At 72.6% G+C, this 15,188-nt stretch carries 11 protein-coding genes; 5 read left to right on the top strand and 6 right to left on the bottom strand.

What is annotated here, in order from left to right; translation table 11 throughout:
- Positions 1 to 224 precede the first annotated feature (224 nt).
- From AC08OQ_RS04925 to AC08OQ_RS04915, 3 genes are all read left to right on the top strand, one after another.
- Positions 225 to 1,124 carry an OmpA family protein gene (locus AC08OQ_RS04925; RefSeq protein ID WP_476604581.1) on the top strand — a complete coding sequence of 300 codons (900 nt, stop codon included), beginning with the start codon at positions 225 to 227 and terminating at the stop codon, positions 1,122 to 1,124.
- The gene (locus AC08OQ_RS04920) at positions 1,043 to 1,273 is read left to right on the top strand and encodes an OmpA family protein (RefSeq protein WP_462189200.1); all 231 of its coding nucleotides are present in this window, start codon (positions 1,043 to 1,045) and stop codon (positions 1,271 to 1,273) included. Before AC08OQ_RS04925 ends, AC08OQ_RS04920 begins: the two co-directional genes overlap by 82 nt.
- Before the next feature lie 265 nt (positions 1,274 to 1,538).
- Entirely contained in the window at positions 1,539 to 1,733 is a 195-nt protein-coding gene (locus AC08OQ_RS04915) for a (2Fe-2S)-binding protein (protein WP_462189201.1), read from the top strand.
- A 158-nt stretch (positions 1,734 to 1,891) separates the two neighbouring features.
- Here the strand turns inward: AC08OQ_RS04915 and AC08OQ_RS04910 are convergent, their stop codons facing one another.
- The 4 genes from AC08OQ_RS04910 to AC08OQ_RS04895 form a co-directional block, all read right to left on the bottom strand.
- On the bottom strand, positions 1,892 to 2,767 hold the full coding sequence (locus tag AC08OQ_RS04910; protein ID WP_476604582.1) for a type IV toxin-antitoxin system AbiEi family antitoxin domain-containing protein: 876 nt from the start codon (positions 2,765 to 2,767) through the stop codon (positions 1,892 to 1,894).
- Between the two features lie 101 nt (positions 2,768 to 2,868).
- A complete protein-coding gene (locus AC08OQ_RS04905) occupies positions 2,869 to 5,274 on the bottom strand; it encodes a hypothetical protein (protein ID WP_476604583.1) in 2,406 nt (801 codons plus the stop codon).
- 188 nt (positions 5,275 to 5,462) lie between these two features.
- On the bottom strand, positions 5,463 to 7,646 hold the full coding sequence (locus AC08OQ_RS04900; RefSeq protein WP_476604584.1) for an ATP-binding protein: 2,184 nt from the start codon (positions 7,644 to 7,646) through the stop codon (positions 5,463 to 5,465).
- A 20-nt stretch (positions 7,647 to 7,666) separates the two neighbouring features.
- On the bottom strand, positions 7,667 to 8,722 hold the full coding sequence (locus AC08OQ_RS04895) for a hypothetical protein (RefSeq protein WP_476604585.1): 1,056 nt from the start codon (positions 8,720 to 8,722) through the stop codon (positions 7,667 to 7,669).
- Between the two features lie 820 nt (positions 8,723 to 9,542).
- On the opposite strand from AC08OQ_RS04895, the gene AC08OQ_RS04890 reads away from it, so the two are divergent.
- The gene (locus AC08OQ_RS04890; RefSeq protein ID WP_462186472.1) at positions 9,543 to 10,211 is read left to right on the top strand and encodes a L,D-transpeptidase family protein; all 669 of its coding nucleotides are present in this window, start codon (positions 9,543 to 9,545) and stop codon (positions 10,209 to 10,211) included.
- A gap of 74 nt (positions 10,212 to 10,285) precedes the next feature.
- On the opposite strand, the gene gnd is transcribed toward AC08OQ_RS04890, so the two are convergent.
- Positions 10,286 to 11,314 carry a phosphogluconate dehydrogenase (NAD(+)-dependent, decarboxylating) gene (gene gnd / locus AC08OQ_RS04885; RefSeq protein WP_476604587.1) on the bottom strand — a complete coding sequence of 343 codons (1,029 nt, stop codon included), beginning with the start codon at positions 11,312 to 11,314 and terminating at the stop codon, positions 10,286 to 10,288.
- Between the two features lie 344 nt (positions 11,315 to 11,658).
- Here gnd and AC08OQ_RS04880 point away from each other — a divergent pair, with 344 nt between their 5' ends.
- Positions 11,659 to 13,131, top strand: coding sequence for a dihydrolipoyl dehydrogenase family protein (locus tag AC08OQ_RS04880; RefSeq protein WP_476604586.1), 1,473 nt, complete (start codon positions 11,659 to 11,661; stop codon positions 13,129 to 13,131).
- Positions 13,132 to 13,210: 79 nt separating this feature from the next.
- Here the strand turns inward: AC08OQ_RS04880 and AC08OQ_RS04875 are convergent, their stop codons facing one another.
- Positions 13,211 to 14,998: a glycerol-3-phosphate dehydrogenase/oxidase gene (locus tag AC08OQ_RS04875; RefSeq protein ID WP_476600359.1), complete on the bottom strand. Its 1,788-nt coding sequence runs from the start codon at positions 14,996 to 14,998 to the stop codon at positions 13,211 to 13,213.
- Positions 14,999 to 15,188 lie beyond the last annotated feature (190 nt).

Below are 15,188 nucleotides of genomic sequence, written 5' to 3'. Positions count from 1 at the left end.
ATCAGCGACAGATCCCCTGGTGTGGCTCCCCAGGTGGGTGCATCTTTCGCCCCGATGCGTTACTTCTGGGACCGATGTGCGAAAGTTGCGGGAAAGCGGTTTTCCCGGCCGCGTCCGACCTTGCGGCACCCCCTCCCCACCACCTCGAAGATCGGCCCTGTCCCGACGATCAGCGCCACCTCGAAGATCCCGCGTCCGGTCCGATCCTGCTCGGAGTCCGATCGATGTCCCTGTCCACGGCCGTGCGTCTGCAACGCCCGCGCCCGGTCGCCTTCGCCATCGCACTCGTGCTGGCGTGGTTGCTGCTTGCTCTTGTCGCGTTCGCCCTGCGCCGCGGTCCCATCGAGGATGATCTTTCCGCCCGGGCGACCGCGGCGGTCCGGTCCACCGGCGGCGGGCACGCCCAGGTTCACGTCGAGGGGCGTGATGCGGTCGTCACCGGTCGTTTCCCGAGTGCCGCCGCCGCCGAACAGGCGCGGGCCTCGGCCGCGGTCGCCGGCACGACCTCCGCGCGTCTCGGTGACGACGTGGTCATCGCGACCGAACCCGCGCGCCCCCTGGTGCTCGCCGTGGCCGGCCGAGGACTGTCGATCACGGCGACCGTGCCCGACCGGGCGAGCCGTGCCGTGTTGCTCGCCGCCGTGGCGGACGCGAGCGGCGGGTCGGTGACCGGCGAGGTCCGGGTCGACCCGGCCGTGGCGGAGCCGCCGGTGGAGGCGGTGGCCGCCGTCGCGGCGGCGCTGCGCGGTTTCCCCGGGAACCACTCGGTCACAGTCTCCGGGACGACCGTGGCGGTGGCCGGCAGCGCCCCGGACGAGGTCACGAGGCGGCGCCTCGGCGCCCAGGTGCTGGCGGCGGCCGGTACCACCGTTCCTGATGCCACCCTGGACAACCGGCTTGTCGTCCCGGGAGAGAAGCCTGCCGCCCCGGCGGCGAAGCCCACCTCCGACGCCGGGGCCCTCGCGGCCCTACGCGCTGCCCTCGACGGTCGGAACGTGACGTTCCCGGTCGGCGCAGCGACACTGAGCCCGCCGGCCGGGTCGTGGTCCTGGTCGGCGGCCACACCGACGCCTTCGGGCCGGCGACCCTCAATCAGGCGTTGTCTCTGGACCGGGCCCGGGTGACTGCCGACTACCTGACGGACCGGGGCGTACGTCCCGACCTCATGCGCGTCGCCGGGTTCGGTTCCCGGTGGCCGGAGGCCGACAACGCCACGCCCCGGGGACGGGCGGCCAACCGTCGGGTCGAGATCGTCCCGTGGCCCGATCGCTGATTCTGGGCGAGCCCGATCCCGGCTGATCCGGTCGATCTGCAGTCCGGCCGATTTCCGGCCCAGTGTCACGGTGATGTCGCGGATGCGCGACCGTCTTGCCTGCGGCGGGTGGCCCATGGCACCCTCTGCTTAGGGAAGGCTTAGCTAAGGCTGCTCCGCAGGGTCGACTGCCCCACGGGGTCGAAGGATCATCGACAGATCGACAGGGTCGCGAACTGCCGCTTGGCCGTCCGCGTGCTGGCTGTCTCGGGCGTGGTGAGGTGCGGTGCTCGTCTGTTCATGCTTCGCGGTGTCCGACCGGATGCTACGCAATGTGATCGCGTCGGGTGCCTGCGACGTTGACGCCGTCGGCGAGCGATGTGATGCCGGGACGGGCTGTGGCGGCTGTGTAGAGGAGATCGCCGAGCTGTTGGACGAGGCGTACGCGCGCCGCGGCAGCCCGGTCGCCAGGGCGGGGTAGGGTTCCGGAGGGGTGCTGGTCACCTCGTTGTGGTACCCCGCGTGGCGGCCCGCCCGCCCGCGACCCGTACCGCCCGGACCATCCGCAACGATCGAGCTCCCGGCGCCGCGTCCCCCGCCGTTGACCGCCGCGCCCGCCGACCGGCTCCGGCTCGCCCACTATCCGCTCGTCGGCGACATCGGGTTCGACTCGGCGGTGGCCGTGACGGACGCCCCGCCGGCCGCGGGCACCTTCGCGTTCGTGGTGTTCTCCCAATCGGCGACGACCGTCGGCCGGGGGACCGTCGCCTGGATCTCCATCCGCACGCGCCACGGCTCGTACCAGACGTCGAGGCGCGCCATCGGCTCGTCCGCGGGCCCGTCGACACTCGGGGTCCCCGCCGGCAACCCCCACTGCGCCTCGATGCGGCGGTACATGATCTCGGTGAGGTGCGGCGCGTCCCGGCCCAGGTCGTCCAACGTCTCGGTGGTCAGCGTCCGGCGGCTGATCGGACCACGCCGGGCCAGCGCGGTCCGCAGGCTCGCGACGGTGACGAAACGCCGGCGGACGGCGTCGACGAGCAGGCCCTGCGCGTCCGCGCGGGTAGACGCCCACTCGGCCATGTCGATGACGGACCGGGCGGGGGCCGTCCGCCGGGGCAGGTGGAGGGGATCGATCTCGGTGATGTCGAGCCGAGCGCTGTGCCGCAGAAGCACGCCCGGCGGCGCGGCGATCCGGCGGTCGGTGGGCAGGAGAACCGTCACCGGGCCGGTGTCGTAACCGTCCAGACCCGCGAGCCCCGCCGCGCAGGCGCCCGCGAGCACCGCGTCCGGGCCGACGGCCTGCAGGGCCCCCCACAGCTCCTGCATCCTCGTCACGGGTGCGGCGGCCGTGATCAGCACGCCGCGGAAGGGTTGCTGCCAGCGGCCGTCGTTCAACCGTCGGCGGATCTCGTCGCGGGTGATGCCGGCGTTGATCGCATCGCGCATCGTGATCACGCCGGCCTGCATGGTGGCGATCTCCTGCCAGGAGAGTCGGCCAGGGTTATGGGCCATGAGAAGACGATGGCGGTTGTCTGTCCGTTGGGCCAGAACCTTTTTCGGGCTGTGGATAACTTTCGGCTGTCTCCTTCCTGACGGCCGCGTTCCGGCCCGGGTCAGCCATGCCCCGGGTGGTGGTCCCCGACGCCGGGAACCCATCCCCGCGTCCCCGGGTGAGTGCTCTGACCCCCGGAGCCGCCGGAGCCGCTGGGACGTGTCTTGGGCGGGACGAGCCGGTAGACCTCCTCGTCGGCCGGCGGTTGCTGGCCGATGCCCGGAAACCCGACGGGCGGGGCGGGCTCGATCCGACGCCGTTCCTCCGCGCCGGTCCGCGCCAGACCGGCATGATCAGTAGCAGCCTGGCCCGTACCAGTCTGGCCCGCGCCGGACTGGATCATCCCGGCTCCGGCGGTTCCGGCGTGGTGACCCGCCAGGGGCGCGGCGGCCGCGTCGGGTACGGACCAGCGGTCGGCCGGGGAGACCCCGGGCAGCAGGACGGTGCCCGGATTGCAGTCCCCCGGCACCACCCGTCCCGCCCCATCGACCGGGTTGACCAGCAGGAATGCGGTCGCCGGCAGGGTCTGGACGGTGGTCGGCTCCACGGTGAACTCGTAGACCCGCTGGGAGGTCGTGCCGTCGGTCGTCGAGTCGCTCACCGACGAGTTTGTCGTGCGCTGCCAGGTCTGCGATCGCGACGTCGTCACCGACTCCTGCCATCCGGCGTTCTTCGACGTGTTCTGCAACCAGGGCAGCAGCCGGGTGCCGTCGTAGGTCCGGCCGGTTCCGCCGCTGGTGCCGGCCGTCTCCGAGGTGCCGTCCTGGTCACCGACGCTGTCGCTGTCGCCGGCCGTGAAACTGCGCCCCACCTGGGCCGTCACCTGAGACATGACGAAGCGGTAACCACGCCCGATGAACTCCGCCGCGGTCGCGGCGTCCTTACCGTTTCCCAATCGCATGATGATCGTCGAGCCCCCCTGGCTGCCCAGCACCCGTTCGGCGTCGTCGGCGAGCCGTTCGAAGAGCAGCACGAGCCGCACCCCGGCGAGCTCGGCGTGGCGGGTCAGCCCGGTCAGGACCGCTCGGCCGAGATGGTCCGCCCCGGCGACAACCAGCATGTCCCGGCTGGTCGGCCCGCCCCGCTGGCGGCGACGGAGCTGGTGGAGCACGGTCTGGACGAGGAGCCGGTCCGCGAGTTCCTTGCGGTGGGCGGACGAGTCCCGGCTCGACGTGGCGAGAACCCGCAGCCCGGGTACCGGCCACCAGGCCGCCAGCGGACGGGGCACACTGTCGGCCCTGGTCGTCGGCACCCTGGTCGTCGACCTACCGGCTGCGGCCGTCAACATGTGGGCCTCGACCGTCGCGGCCGGTGCCGTCGCGGCCGGTGCCGTTGCGGCCGTGGCTGGTGGTGGCGGGCTGAGCGCCTCCAGCGAGGAACGCAGGTAGCGCAGCTCATCGGCGATCCGGTCGCCGCGGCCGAACGCGTCCATGTGCGCGGTGAGCTCCCCGGCTTCGGCCGTCGACAGCGACATGGCCGCGCTGCCGTCGTCGAGACCTTCGAGGACGCGCAGGCCCTCGGCGAGACGGCGAATGCTGAGCCATTCGTACAGAACGACGGCGACGGTGGTGATCAGATCCGCGTGCAGGGCGCGTCGGTGCGGATCATCGCCGCTCTCCTGGGACAGGCCGAACGCGTCGGCGACGAGCTCGCCGGCCTCCCGCGGCCCGAGGCCGTCGAGGAGTGCCACCTCGTCGAGCTGGCGGGGCAGGTCCCAGGACTCCACCGGCCAGCGCGCCTGGCCGGCGAGGCGCGCCAACCCCCCGCCCACCGTCCGCTCGCTGAGATCGACGAGCAGGATGCCGGTGCCGCCGGTGAGCACCGAGCAGCCCGCGGTGGCCAGCAGGCTCGCCCATCCGTCGCCGGTTCCGCCGAACACGTCGATCCTGGGGGTCGCCGCGGGGGCCGAGACGGGATAGAAGACGGCGGTGGCCTCCCGGCGTTGCAACTCGGCCCGGTCGTGCGCGTCGACCTCGGTCTGCCAGGACGTCAACGCCTGTAGGTAGCGGGTGTACCCGTCGGCCCGGGCCGACGCGGCCCGGGATCGCGTCCGGCCCAGCCGGCAGCGCAGGACCAACGGAGGCAGGCACGCGACCACGGCGAGCGCGAGTCCCGCCGGGACGAAGAAGAAACCCCCCTCGCCCGCGAGCAGCGTGCCGAACACCACGAAGGCCATCGGCAGGACGAGCCGGGTCAGCAGGGCGCGGACGGCATGGTTTCGCCGGGCCGTGAGCGCGGTCAGATCGGGCGGTTTGGGCTCCTGCCAGGCCGGTTGACGGTCGGCGAGCGGGCTCGGGGTCGATGGACCGGTGTCGACGAACTCCCAGCCCCAACGCTCCCGTGGAACGAAGAGCCCCTGGATCAGTCGGGCCTCAGCCGTGGTCAGCGTGCCCACCCCCATCGCCGACCCTCCGCCGTCCCACTCGCCTGCTCCTGCGTTGCCGCCCACCGTGTCGCCGCCCACCATGCCGCGACTCCCCGCTCCCGATCATTGTGCACCTGGAAACGATCTCGGCACGCCCGGTGTCGATACCGGGGCGTTACGTGGCCATTATGGCGTATGGTGTCCACTCTGTCGCATTCCGCCGTGCATGCAGGCCCTGCCGTGCATGCCGGCCCTGCCGTAGCGCCCCGACGGTCGACGGGCCCGGGCGCTCAGTCCTGCACTGTCCCGAACGCGGGTGCCGTCCCGATGGGCGGGCCGGGGGCGATGGCTGCCGCGGTGGACTCCGGTGGGGCGCTCCCCGGTCCGCTCGGCGCGGGGCCGACGAGGTCGGAGATCTGAGTGGCCAGCTCGGCCAGTCCGTCGCCGGTGCATGCCTGGTGGAGTGCGTCCGACAGCGAGGCGGCATCCGCTGCGCCGGTGAGTTCCCGGACCGCCGCGGTGAGGCCGCTGACCGCCGGATCACCGATGTTGACCTTCTCCCGGCCCGGAGCGTAGAGGGCACTGTTCTTCATCCGGGTGAGCTGTTCGCCCACGGTCTTGCCCGGCAGGGTCAGACCGCGCTCGCGCCAGGCCGCGGTGAGCGGATGCGGGCCCGCGTCGGCCCCCCGCCGGCGCACCGCGTCGACCAGTGCCTGCCGGACGTCCTGCCAGCGGTACACGCCCGCGGTCAGGTGCCGGGAGTCGACGGTGTTCGCCGCGTCTGCCGCGTCTGCCGCGTCTGCCGCGTCCGCCGGGGACGGCGGCAGGCCGAGGAGCCGGCGCAGCGTCGCGAGCAGGGCGGTGGTGAAGTCGTCGGGGTCGACGAAGGGGCGCAGCGCGGCGGCGCGGGCGTCCGTCGCCCGGTCGGCGGCATGGGCGAGCGCGCAGTCGAGGATGCGACCCGGCAACGCAGCGAGGGTGGTCCGCAGGGGTTCCGCCGGAGCGAACGGCGCGATCCCGAGCAGATGGGTGACGCCCATGACCTGGTGCGCGGCCACCGCCTCGACCCACACCACCAGCAGGGGATCGCGGGCCGCGAGGGCGGACGTCTCCGTCTCCTCCAGGGTGCAGGCGGGACCGGCGACGCAGGCCGCGCCGCAGCCGAGGCTGCGCCGTCTGGCCAGGGGCACCTGGTCGTAGTGCGCGAGGCGCGCGCTTTCCCGGTCGTCTCCGGCGACCATCCGGGCCAGCACGGGACGGTCCATGCCGTCCGCGCTCACCGCCGCCACCCCCGCCGGCAGCGCCACGACCAGCTCGGACTGGTCGTCGCGCAGGTTCATTGTCGCGCCGACGGCTTCCCGGTCGTCGGCGGCCGGGAGCCGGTGCATCACCTTCAGCGCGGTGTTCTTGATAACGTCGGGAAGGATTTTCGCTGGGATCTGTTCCACGACAATGAGCCCCTCGCCGTAGGCGCGGATCTCCGCGAGCAGCGAGGCGAACAGGTCGACGGCGGCCGCGGCCGGGCCGTCGGTGACGTTCTTGAGCAGCCGGTGGGCCTCCTCGAGGACCAGGACGTGGCGCAGTCCGCCCGCGCTGCCGTACCGGACCCGCAGATGCTCCACGACGCGGATCAGGACGGCGCCGAGCAGGAACGCCTTGTCCTGGTCGCTGGTGATGTCCTCCAACTCGAAGACGACGTTGCGCGCCAGCAGGGCGCCGATGTCGATCGGATGCCCGCCCTCGAAGAACCGACCGGGAGAACCCTCCCGCAGGCTGCCGATGCGCACGTCGACAAAGCCCCGGACGTCCGCCGTGACCTCCGCGCCGTAGCCGATATTCTCGACCACCCTCGTCGCGGTGCGCTGCAGGTCCCCGAGGGTCGGATATCGCCTGCGCACGTCGACCTTCGGGTCCTCCTTCGGCCCGGCCACCCGGAATCTGGGCCGGTGCGCGGGCTCCGGCCGGTCCAGCACCAGGTTCCATCCCAGGTCTTGGTAAGAGACCGTCAGCGCGCGGGCGAGCACCTGGGGGAACGGCTCGTGCGCCTCGAACGCCGCCAGGAACAGGGCCCGGACGAGATCGATGTGGCTCTGCAAGGGAAAGCCGGGCTCGGGTTCCAGCGGGTTCAGCGACGCCGGTGGAGCGTCGAGCCGGCCCGGCCTGATGACGAGCACCTCGGCGAGGCCGGCGAGCCGCCCGGCCATCCGGGCGTACTCGGCCTTGGCCGGCTCCAGGACCAGCCACGGAACGGGCGCCGGAGCACGGGTCAACGACTCCAGCAGCGACCGCACGGTCTGTGACTTCCCGGATCCGGTGGCGCCGCAGACGAAGGCGTGCCGGTTGAGCGTCGCGCGGGGAACCGAGAACGCGCCGGCCGGCATCCAGCCGGCGTCGAGCACGTCGCCGAGCCGAACGGCGCCGGGCGTTCCCCGGGGGTCCGCGGGACCGGACCGGTTCGGACCCTCGGGCGTCACGTCGAAGGCGTGCGGTGTGATCAGGGTGATACCCGGCAGCTCACGGCCGGGCGGCCGGGCCAGCGCCGCCAGCAGCTCCGCGCTCGCTCGCGGCGAGGGCCGCGGCGAGCCGGCCAGCCCGCCGGTTCCGGTTCCGGCTCCGACCCCGGCTCCGGCTCCGACCCCGCCGAGGGCCCCGCGAACGAGGTGACCGGGCCGGTCGGACTCAACGTGTAGGGCAGCCGGTCGAGATCGCTGGAGCTGCACAGCAGGGCGGCCAGCGAGACCGCGCCGGCCGGGGTCACCCCACCGACCAGGATCTCCACGTCCCACATGCCGCTCGACGCGCCCCGGCCCAGTTCCCGGTAGCGGGCCTCCGCGCGCTCCAGGTCGAGCCGGGCGCCCTGGTCGTTCTCCCGCCGGCGCAGCACGGGAATCGATCGCGAGAGGTCCGCCCGTTCCTCGGCGAGATGTTCGGGGGGCACCGGCCACGCGAGCACAAGCCAGGCGAACGGGCCGACGAGATGCGCGGCGTAGTCGTCGAACGATCCGCGGCGGGTGTCCGGCGGCCGGACGTCGGTGCCGGGATCGGCGGCCCACAGGGCATCCGGGAGGCCTTCGCACCGCAGCCAGTAGGGGAAGCCTGCGAGCTGGGCGGGTACGGCGTCCGGTGGCAGCGCCACCGCTGTCGATCCCGGCGGGTACAGCAGCGGAACCGCGGTTGCGGCTGGTGTCGACGTGGCTGTTGCGAGCGACGTGGCCGGTGTCGACATGGCCGCCGCGGTCGGGTCTGTCGTGGTCGGGCCCGCCGGGAAGAAGGGGCGGCCGCCGGCGAGGAACCGGATGTGCGCCTCACCCGGGCCCCGTAGCCAGGCGACGCCGATTCCCGGCCGGGCTGCTCCCGGCACCGGGTACGGGCCGCCGCGAGTGGACGCACCGGAGACGGTGGGTTCGTGGCCGGGCCCGAGCGAGGTCAACTGCGCGTGCGCGCCGACGAGGGCGGCGAAGAGCGCGGCCGGTACGGGATCGGGCCGGTCGGGTGTGTCGGGTCGCCGAGGGGCGGTGAGGATGCGGTGGAACCGGAAACCGGCGAGCACGATCGGAGGGGCCTATTCGTGCCGGCTGCGCCGGGAACGGCCGCCGGCCGTCCGTACCACCATGCCGGGCTCCTCGTGGTCTTCGTCTCGTCTCTCCGCGAACATACTTCTGATCATCGATGCCGATGTGGCAATCTATCACCCTCCGCTGGGCATTGGATCCGGATCGTGTCCATCATTGCTCGAAGTACTTGAATTCTGAGATCGGGGAGGAGTGAGGGTCGAACATGGAGGCATGGACGGTTGTCTCCGATCGTCACGGTCCCGGGCGCATGGACTCCCGTCGTCGTGATCGCGGTCTGCGGGTGTCGTGGGCCGACGCACCGGCGGCTGCTCCGGGATACCTCCCCGAGTCGGGGTACCTCGCCGGGCTGGGCTACCTCGCCAGGTCGGCGCGAATGATACGTATTGTCATCGCCGGTGCATTATGGCCGCAGCCGGATGGCGCGGGCGTGGCGGCCGCCGGGGGTGGCAGAGGTCACGGGGGTGGCAGAGGTCAACAGTGCGTCGCCGCCCCGCCCGTGGCGTCGTCCCGGAAGTCGGAGGCATGGCCGATCATCGCAGGAATCGCCGCCGGACCGAGACGCGTACGAGCCCCCCGCGGGGTCGCTCGGTCGCGGTCGGTGCCGCCGCGGTGGGTGTGACGTTGGCGGTGGGGGCGGCCAGTGCACTTCATCTCAGCAGTCCCGGCTCGGACCCGGGCTCCTCGCATGACCTGTCGGTGTCCGTACCGTCCGGGCCCAGGGGCGCGCCCCAGCTCGGACGCACATCCGGGCTCGATCCCACCTCCGAAGCACGTCCGGCGGGAGTGGGTGGGCCGGTGAGGACGAGCCGGGCGGCCGGCACCGGCGCGGACGGTAGGGCGGGGCCCGCCTCCGACCTCACGGCGATCCCCGAGGTCGGACCGGTGATGATGACGAAGATCCCGCAGGCCGCCCGGCAGGTGATCGTGGTGAGCGGCATCGACCGGAACGCGAACACCAACAACGTGACGCTGTGGGAACGAGCCGATCCCGGCTCCGCCTGGGAGACCTACGGCGCCCCGCTGATCGGCCGCAACGGCGCCGACGGCTGGACGTATGACCATCGGGAGGGCGATCTGCGCAGCCCGATCGGCGTGTTCAGTCTCACCGCCGCCGGTGGCAAGCTGGCCGATCCGGGCACCGGTCTGCCCTACGAGTATCGCCCGTCGTTCTACCGGGCGACGGGTCCGCGGGGCGAGCTGATGCCCGACGCGTTCAACTACGTGGTCGCCATCGACTACAACCGACTGCCCGGGCATCCGCCGTCGGACCCGACCCGTCCGCTGGGCCCGCAGATCGGCGGGGACATCTGGCTGCATGTCGACCACAGATCGCCGACGCGGGGCTGCATCGCGGTGGAACAGGACGCCCTCGTGGCCATTCTCCGTTGGCTGACCCCGATGGCCCATCCCATGATCGTTATGGGAGACGCGGCGGACCTCGGCGCCGACAACGCCCGCCCCTGAGCCCCTTGCCTTGCCTATCCAGAGGGATAAATCAGACACAAAAGCCTCTGGACAGGCAAGGAAGCCGGTGAGGCTCAGCCGGCTGGCTTCTCCGCGTGCTGTTCCGCGTGCCCACCGAACTGCTTGCGCATCGCCGACAACAGCTTGTCGGCGAACAGGCCATCCCCGCGCGAGCTGAACCGCTCGTAGAGGGACGCTGTCAGCACATGGGCGGGAACGCCCTCCTCCACGGCGGCCAGTACCGTCCAACGTCCTTCCCCGGAGTCGGACACCCGGCCGCTGAACTCGGTGAGTCCGGGATCCTCCTGCAGCGCGGCGGCGGTGAGGTCGAGCAGCCAGGAACTAACCACGCTGCCCCGCCGCCACACCTCGGCGATCGCGGTGGTGTCGAGGTCGTACTGGTAGTACTCCGGGTTGCCCAGCGGGGCGGTCTCGGCGTTGTGCTCGGCGGACGTCGTGCCGATGTTCGCCTTGTCGAGCACCGCGAACCCCTCGGCGAAGGCGGCCATCATGCCGTACTCGATGCCGTTGTGCACCATCTTGACGAAGTGACCGGCGCCGTTCGGGCCGCAGTACAGGTATCCCTTCTCGGCCTGGGTGATCTCGCCGGTCCGGCCCGGGGTCCGCGGGATGGTGCCGACGCCGGGTGCGATCGTCTCGAACAGCGGCTCTAGGCGGGCCACGACCCCCGGTTCGCCGCCGATCATCAGACAGAAGCCGCGTTCCAGCCCGAACACGCCCCCGGAGGTGCCGACGTCGACGTAGTGGATGCCCCGCTCGACGAGCGACGCGGCACGCAGGATGTCATCCCGGTAGTAGGAGTTGCCGCCGTCGATGATCACGTCGTCCGGCGCGAAGTGCTCGGCCAGGGCCGAGACGGTCTCACCGGTCAGCCTGGCGGGCACCATGATCCAGGCAGCCCGGGGCGGACGCAGGGCTGCGGCGAACTCGGCGAGGCTCCGCGTCTCCGTGGCGCCCTCCGCCGCCAGGGCCTTGACGGCCTCGGGGTTGACGTCGTAGACCACGCATTCGTGACCACCGCGGATCAGCCGGCGCACCAGGTTGGCACCCATCCGGCCGAGTCCGATCATCCCGAGCTGCATCTTCATCTCTCCGCTGGTTCGTCTCGATGGCCCGCTCCGGCGTGTCGCCGGGACGGGCCCGGCCTGGCGCTCCTGACGCCATTCTCCGTGCTGCATCCGTGCTTCCCCGTCCGTGGTGCACGTGCTTCTCGTCTCCGAGCCGGCGCCGGTCCGGTCACGGTCCGTCCGTGCCGTCTGGATCAGTTGGATCAGTTGGATCAGTTGGATCAGTTGGATCAGTTGGCGAGCCGGGCGGGACCCCGAAAGTTCCCGATGATCTTCGGTTGGCGTGGATCGAGCGGCAGATTCTAACGAGCAACGACGGAGGGCTTGTGAGCGAGCCGGGCAGGGCAGGGGAGGCGGCCATGGATGCCGACGCGGACGTGATTGTGCTCGGCGCCGGGCCCGCGGGCGAGAACGTCGCCGGCCGCTGTGCCGACGCGGGTCTGTCCGTCATCGTCGTCGAACGCGAGCTCGTCGGCGGGGAGTGCAGCTACTGGGGCTGTATCCCGAGCAAGACTCTCCTGCGGCCGGGGGAGGTGCTGGCGGCGGCCCGCCGCGTTCCCGGCGCGGCGTCGGCGGTCACCGGACCCGTCGACGCCGCCGCGGCGTTCGCCCGGCGAGACCGGATGGTGGGCGACTACTCCGATTCCTCCCAGGTGCCCTGGCTGGTCGACAAGGGCGTCGAGCTGGTGCGCGGGACCGGGCGCCTGGTGGGGCCCGCCGGCCGGGTCGCGGTGACGCTGCTGGACGGCAGCCGCCGGGTGCTGACCGCATCCCGAGCCGTGGTTGTGGCCACCGGGACGCGGGCCGCCGTTCCACCGATCCCCGGTCTCGCCGACGCCGAACCGTGGGACAACCGGACCGCGACCGGCGCGCGGAAGGTCCCGCACCGCCTCGTGGTGCTCGGCGGCGGCGCCGTGGGGGTGGAACTCGCCCAGGCCTTCCGCCGGCTCGGTAGCGCGGAGGTGACCTTGATCGAGGGATCGCCCCGGCTGCTCGTCCGGGAGGAGGAGTTCGTCAGCGAGCAGCTGCGGGCCGCCTTCGAGGCGGCCGGCATCACGGTGCGGCTCGGAAGCCGGGCGGTCGAGGTCCGCCGGGCCCGGACGGGACCGGACGGCTCGGTCGGGCCGGTGACCGTCACGGTGGAGTCGGCTGAGCCGGCCGAGCCGGCCGAGCCGGGTGAGCGGCGGCCGCGCCGCGATGCCGTGGTCGCCGACGAGATCCTGGTCGCCGTCGGGCGCACCCCGGCGACCGGCGACCTGGGCCTGGAGACCGTGGGCCTGCAACCCGGGCGGTTCATCGAGGTCGACGACCGGCTCCGCGCGGTCGGCGTGGCGGGGGACTGGCTCTACGCGGTCGGCGACGTCTGCGGCCGCGCGCTGCTCACCCACATGGGCAAGTACCAGGCCCGGCTGGCGGCCGACGTCATCACCGGCCGCCGGGACCTCGCCGGCGCTCCCGTGCGCGACCTGGCCGACCCGGCGGCCGTCCCGCGGGTGACCTTCACCGATCCACAGGTCAGCGCGGTCGGACTGACCGAGCGGGCCGCGCGGGAGGCCGGGATCGCCGTGCGGGCCGTGAGCGTGCCGACCGGCTCGGTGGCCGGCGCGTCGGTGCGGGGGGAGGAGATCACGGGCACGTCGAAGATCGTCGTGGACGAGACCCGCCGGGTGCTCGTGGGAGCGACCTTCACCGGTCCGGACACCCAGGAGATGGTGCACGCGGCCACGATCGCGATCGTCGGAGAGGTGCCGTTGGAGCGGCTGTGGCACGCGGTCCCGTCGTTCCCGACAGTCAGCGAGGTCTGGCTGCGCCTGTTGGAGGTCTACGGATGACGTCGTTGCGCGGACGTCGTTGCGCGGACCGCAGCACCGAAACGCCTGGGCGGGGCCGCGGATCGGGTTGGCCGAGCCTTCAGGACGGCCCGCCGGTCGCCGCCGGGGCGCGGTGGTCGGTCCGGCCCAGCCGGCGCACGTCGGGCACGCCGAGCCGGGCCGCGTCGGCGGTCGCGTCGTCGGCCTGCCGCTGCGAGGCCCGTTCGGCCTCCACCCGGGCGAGGTAGTGCTCGACCTCGCGGGTGCGGGTCGCCTGGTCCCAGCCGAGCACGGGGGCGATGAGATCGGCCACGTGCTCGGCGGCCTCCACCCCCCGGTCGATGGTCTCGATCGAGACGCGGGTCCGCCGGGTGAGCACGTCCTCCAGGTGCAGCGCCCCCTCGTGGGAGGCCGCGTACACCGCCTCCGCGGCCAGGTAGGTCGATGCCCCGCGCAGCGGCTGGGCGAGATCCGGCCGCGTCTCGATGAGGTCCAGGAGCTCCTCGGTGAGGGTGCCGTAGCGGTGCAGGAGGTGCTCGATCCAGCCGACGTGCAGCCCCGCGCGGCGGGCGAGGGTCTCCCGGGCGTTCCACAGCGCGGGGAACCCGTCCGCGCCGAGCAGCGGGATCTTCTCGGTGCACGACGGCGGCACCGCCCGGTTCATGCCGTGCACGGCCGCGTCGACGGCGTCGGCGGCCATCACCCGGTAGGTCGTGTACTTCCCGCCGGCGACCATCGTCAGCCCGGAGACGGGGCTGACCACGGCATGCTCGCGGGACAGCCGCGAGGTGTCCTCGGACTCCCCGGCGAGCAGCGGGCGCAGCCCGGCGTACACCCCGGTGATATCCGCCGCCGTGAGCGGCGTGCGCAGCACCCGGTTGACCGTGCCGAGCAGGTAGTCGATGTCGGCGCTGCTGGCCGCTGGATGGGCGAGGTCGAGGCTCCAGTCGGTGTCGGTGGTGCCGATGATCCAGTGGCTGCCCCACGGGATGACGAACAGCACGCTCTTCTCGGTGCGCAGGATCAGGCCGGTGGCGCCATGGATGCGGTCGCGGGGCACGACGATGTGCACTCCCTTGGAGGCCCGGACCGACAGCTGGCCACGTCCCCCCACCATCGCCTGGATCTCGTCGGTCCATACTCCGGCAGCGTTGATCGTCTGGCGGGCCCGCAGCTCGATCTCGGCGCCCGACTCGAGGTCACGCACCCGCACGCCGGCGACCCGGTCGCCCTCCCGCAGGAAGCCGGTGACCCGCGCGCTGGTCGCGATGAGCGCCCCGTAACGGGCGGCGGTCCGCGCGACGAACACGGTGTGCCGCGCGTCGTCGACCTGGCCGTCCCAGTACTGGATCGCGCCGACGAGGGCGTCCGGGCGCAGCGACGGGAACTCCCGCAGCGCCGCCTTGCGGGTCAGGTGCCGGTGATGGGGCATGGTGGCGTCGCCGCTCGGCCCGATGCGGGCCAGCCCCTGCCCGAGGGTGTCGTAGAGCAGCACGCCACTGCCGATGTAGGCACGTTCCCAACCGTGGCGGGTCAATGGCAGCAGGAACGGGATGGCCCGGACCAGATGGGGCGCGAGCGTGTCCAGCATGAGGGACCGCTCCCGCAGCGCCTCTCGGACCAGCGGGGCGTTGAGCTGCTCGAGGTACCGCAGCCCGCCGTGGATGAGCTTGCTCGACCGGCTGGACGTGCCGGCGGCGAGGTCGCGCGCCTCGACCAGGGCGACGGACAGGCCCCGGGTCACCGCGTCCAGCGCCACCCCCGTGCCGGTGACCCCGCCGCCGATCACGGCCACATCCACCGGATCCGCCCCCATCCGGCGCAGTGCCTCGGCGCGGCCGACCCGGTCGAGCCGGGCGGTCGGGGTTCCGTGTCTGGTCGGCGTCATCGCCAGTTGCTTCCTCTCCTGCGAACGTCCTCGCGTCCCGTCGTCGTGATCGCCCGGGACGCTCCGGCGGCTCGCCACCCATCGTGCCGGCTGTCGGTGTCCGGTGTCCGGTGTCCGGTGTCCGGCGCCCGGGCGCGGGATCGTTGAACGTCCATGAATGTCTGTGAACGTCCGGCCGGGGCGTGGTGGG

The sequence above is a fragment of the Frankia sp. CcCS3 genome (assembly GCF_977927575.1).
The sequence above is the reverse complement of the archived record's forward strand: the minus strand, read 5'-3'. Positions and strand labels throughout refer to the sequence as shown.

What these genes read in the sequence shown, in the direction of transcription:
- AC08OQ_RS04925 (WP_476604581.1), top strand. Translation starts at nt 225, where the DNA reads ATGTCCCTGTCCACGGCCGTGCGTCTGCAACGCCCGCGCCCGGTCGCC.
- AC08OQ_RS04910 (WP_476604582.1), bottom strand. Translation starts at nt 2,767, where the DNA reads ATGGCCCATAACCCTGGCCGACTCTCCTGGCAGGAGATCGCCACCATG.
- AC08OQ_RS04905 (WP_476604583.1), bottom strand. Translation starts at nt 5,274, where the DNA reads ATGGTGGGCGGCGACACGGTGGGCGGCAACGCAGGAGCAGGCGAGTGG.
- gnd (WP_476604587.1), bottom strand. Translation starts at nt 11,314, where the DNA reads ATGCAGCTCGGGATGATCGGACTCGGCCGGATGGGTGCCAACCTGGTG.
- AC08OQ_RS04880 (WP_476604586.1), top strand. Translation starts at nt 11,659, where the DNA reads ATGGATGCCGACGCGGACGTGATTGTGCTCGGCGCCGGGCCCGCGGGC.
- AC08OQ_RS04875 (WP_476600359.1), bottom strand. Translation starts at nt 14,998, where the DNA reads ATGACGCCGACCAGACACGGAACCCCGACCGCCCGGCTCGACCGGGTC.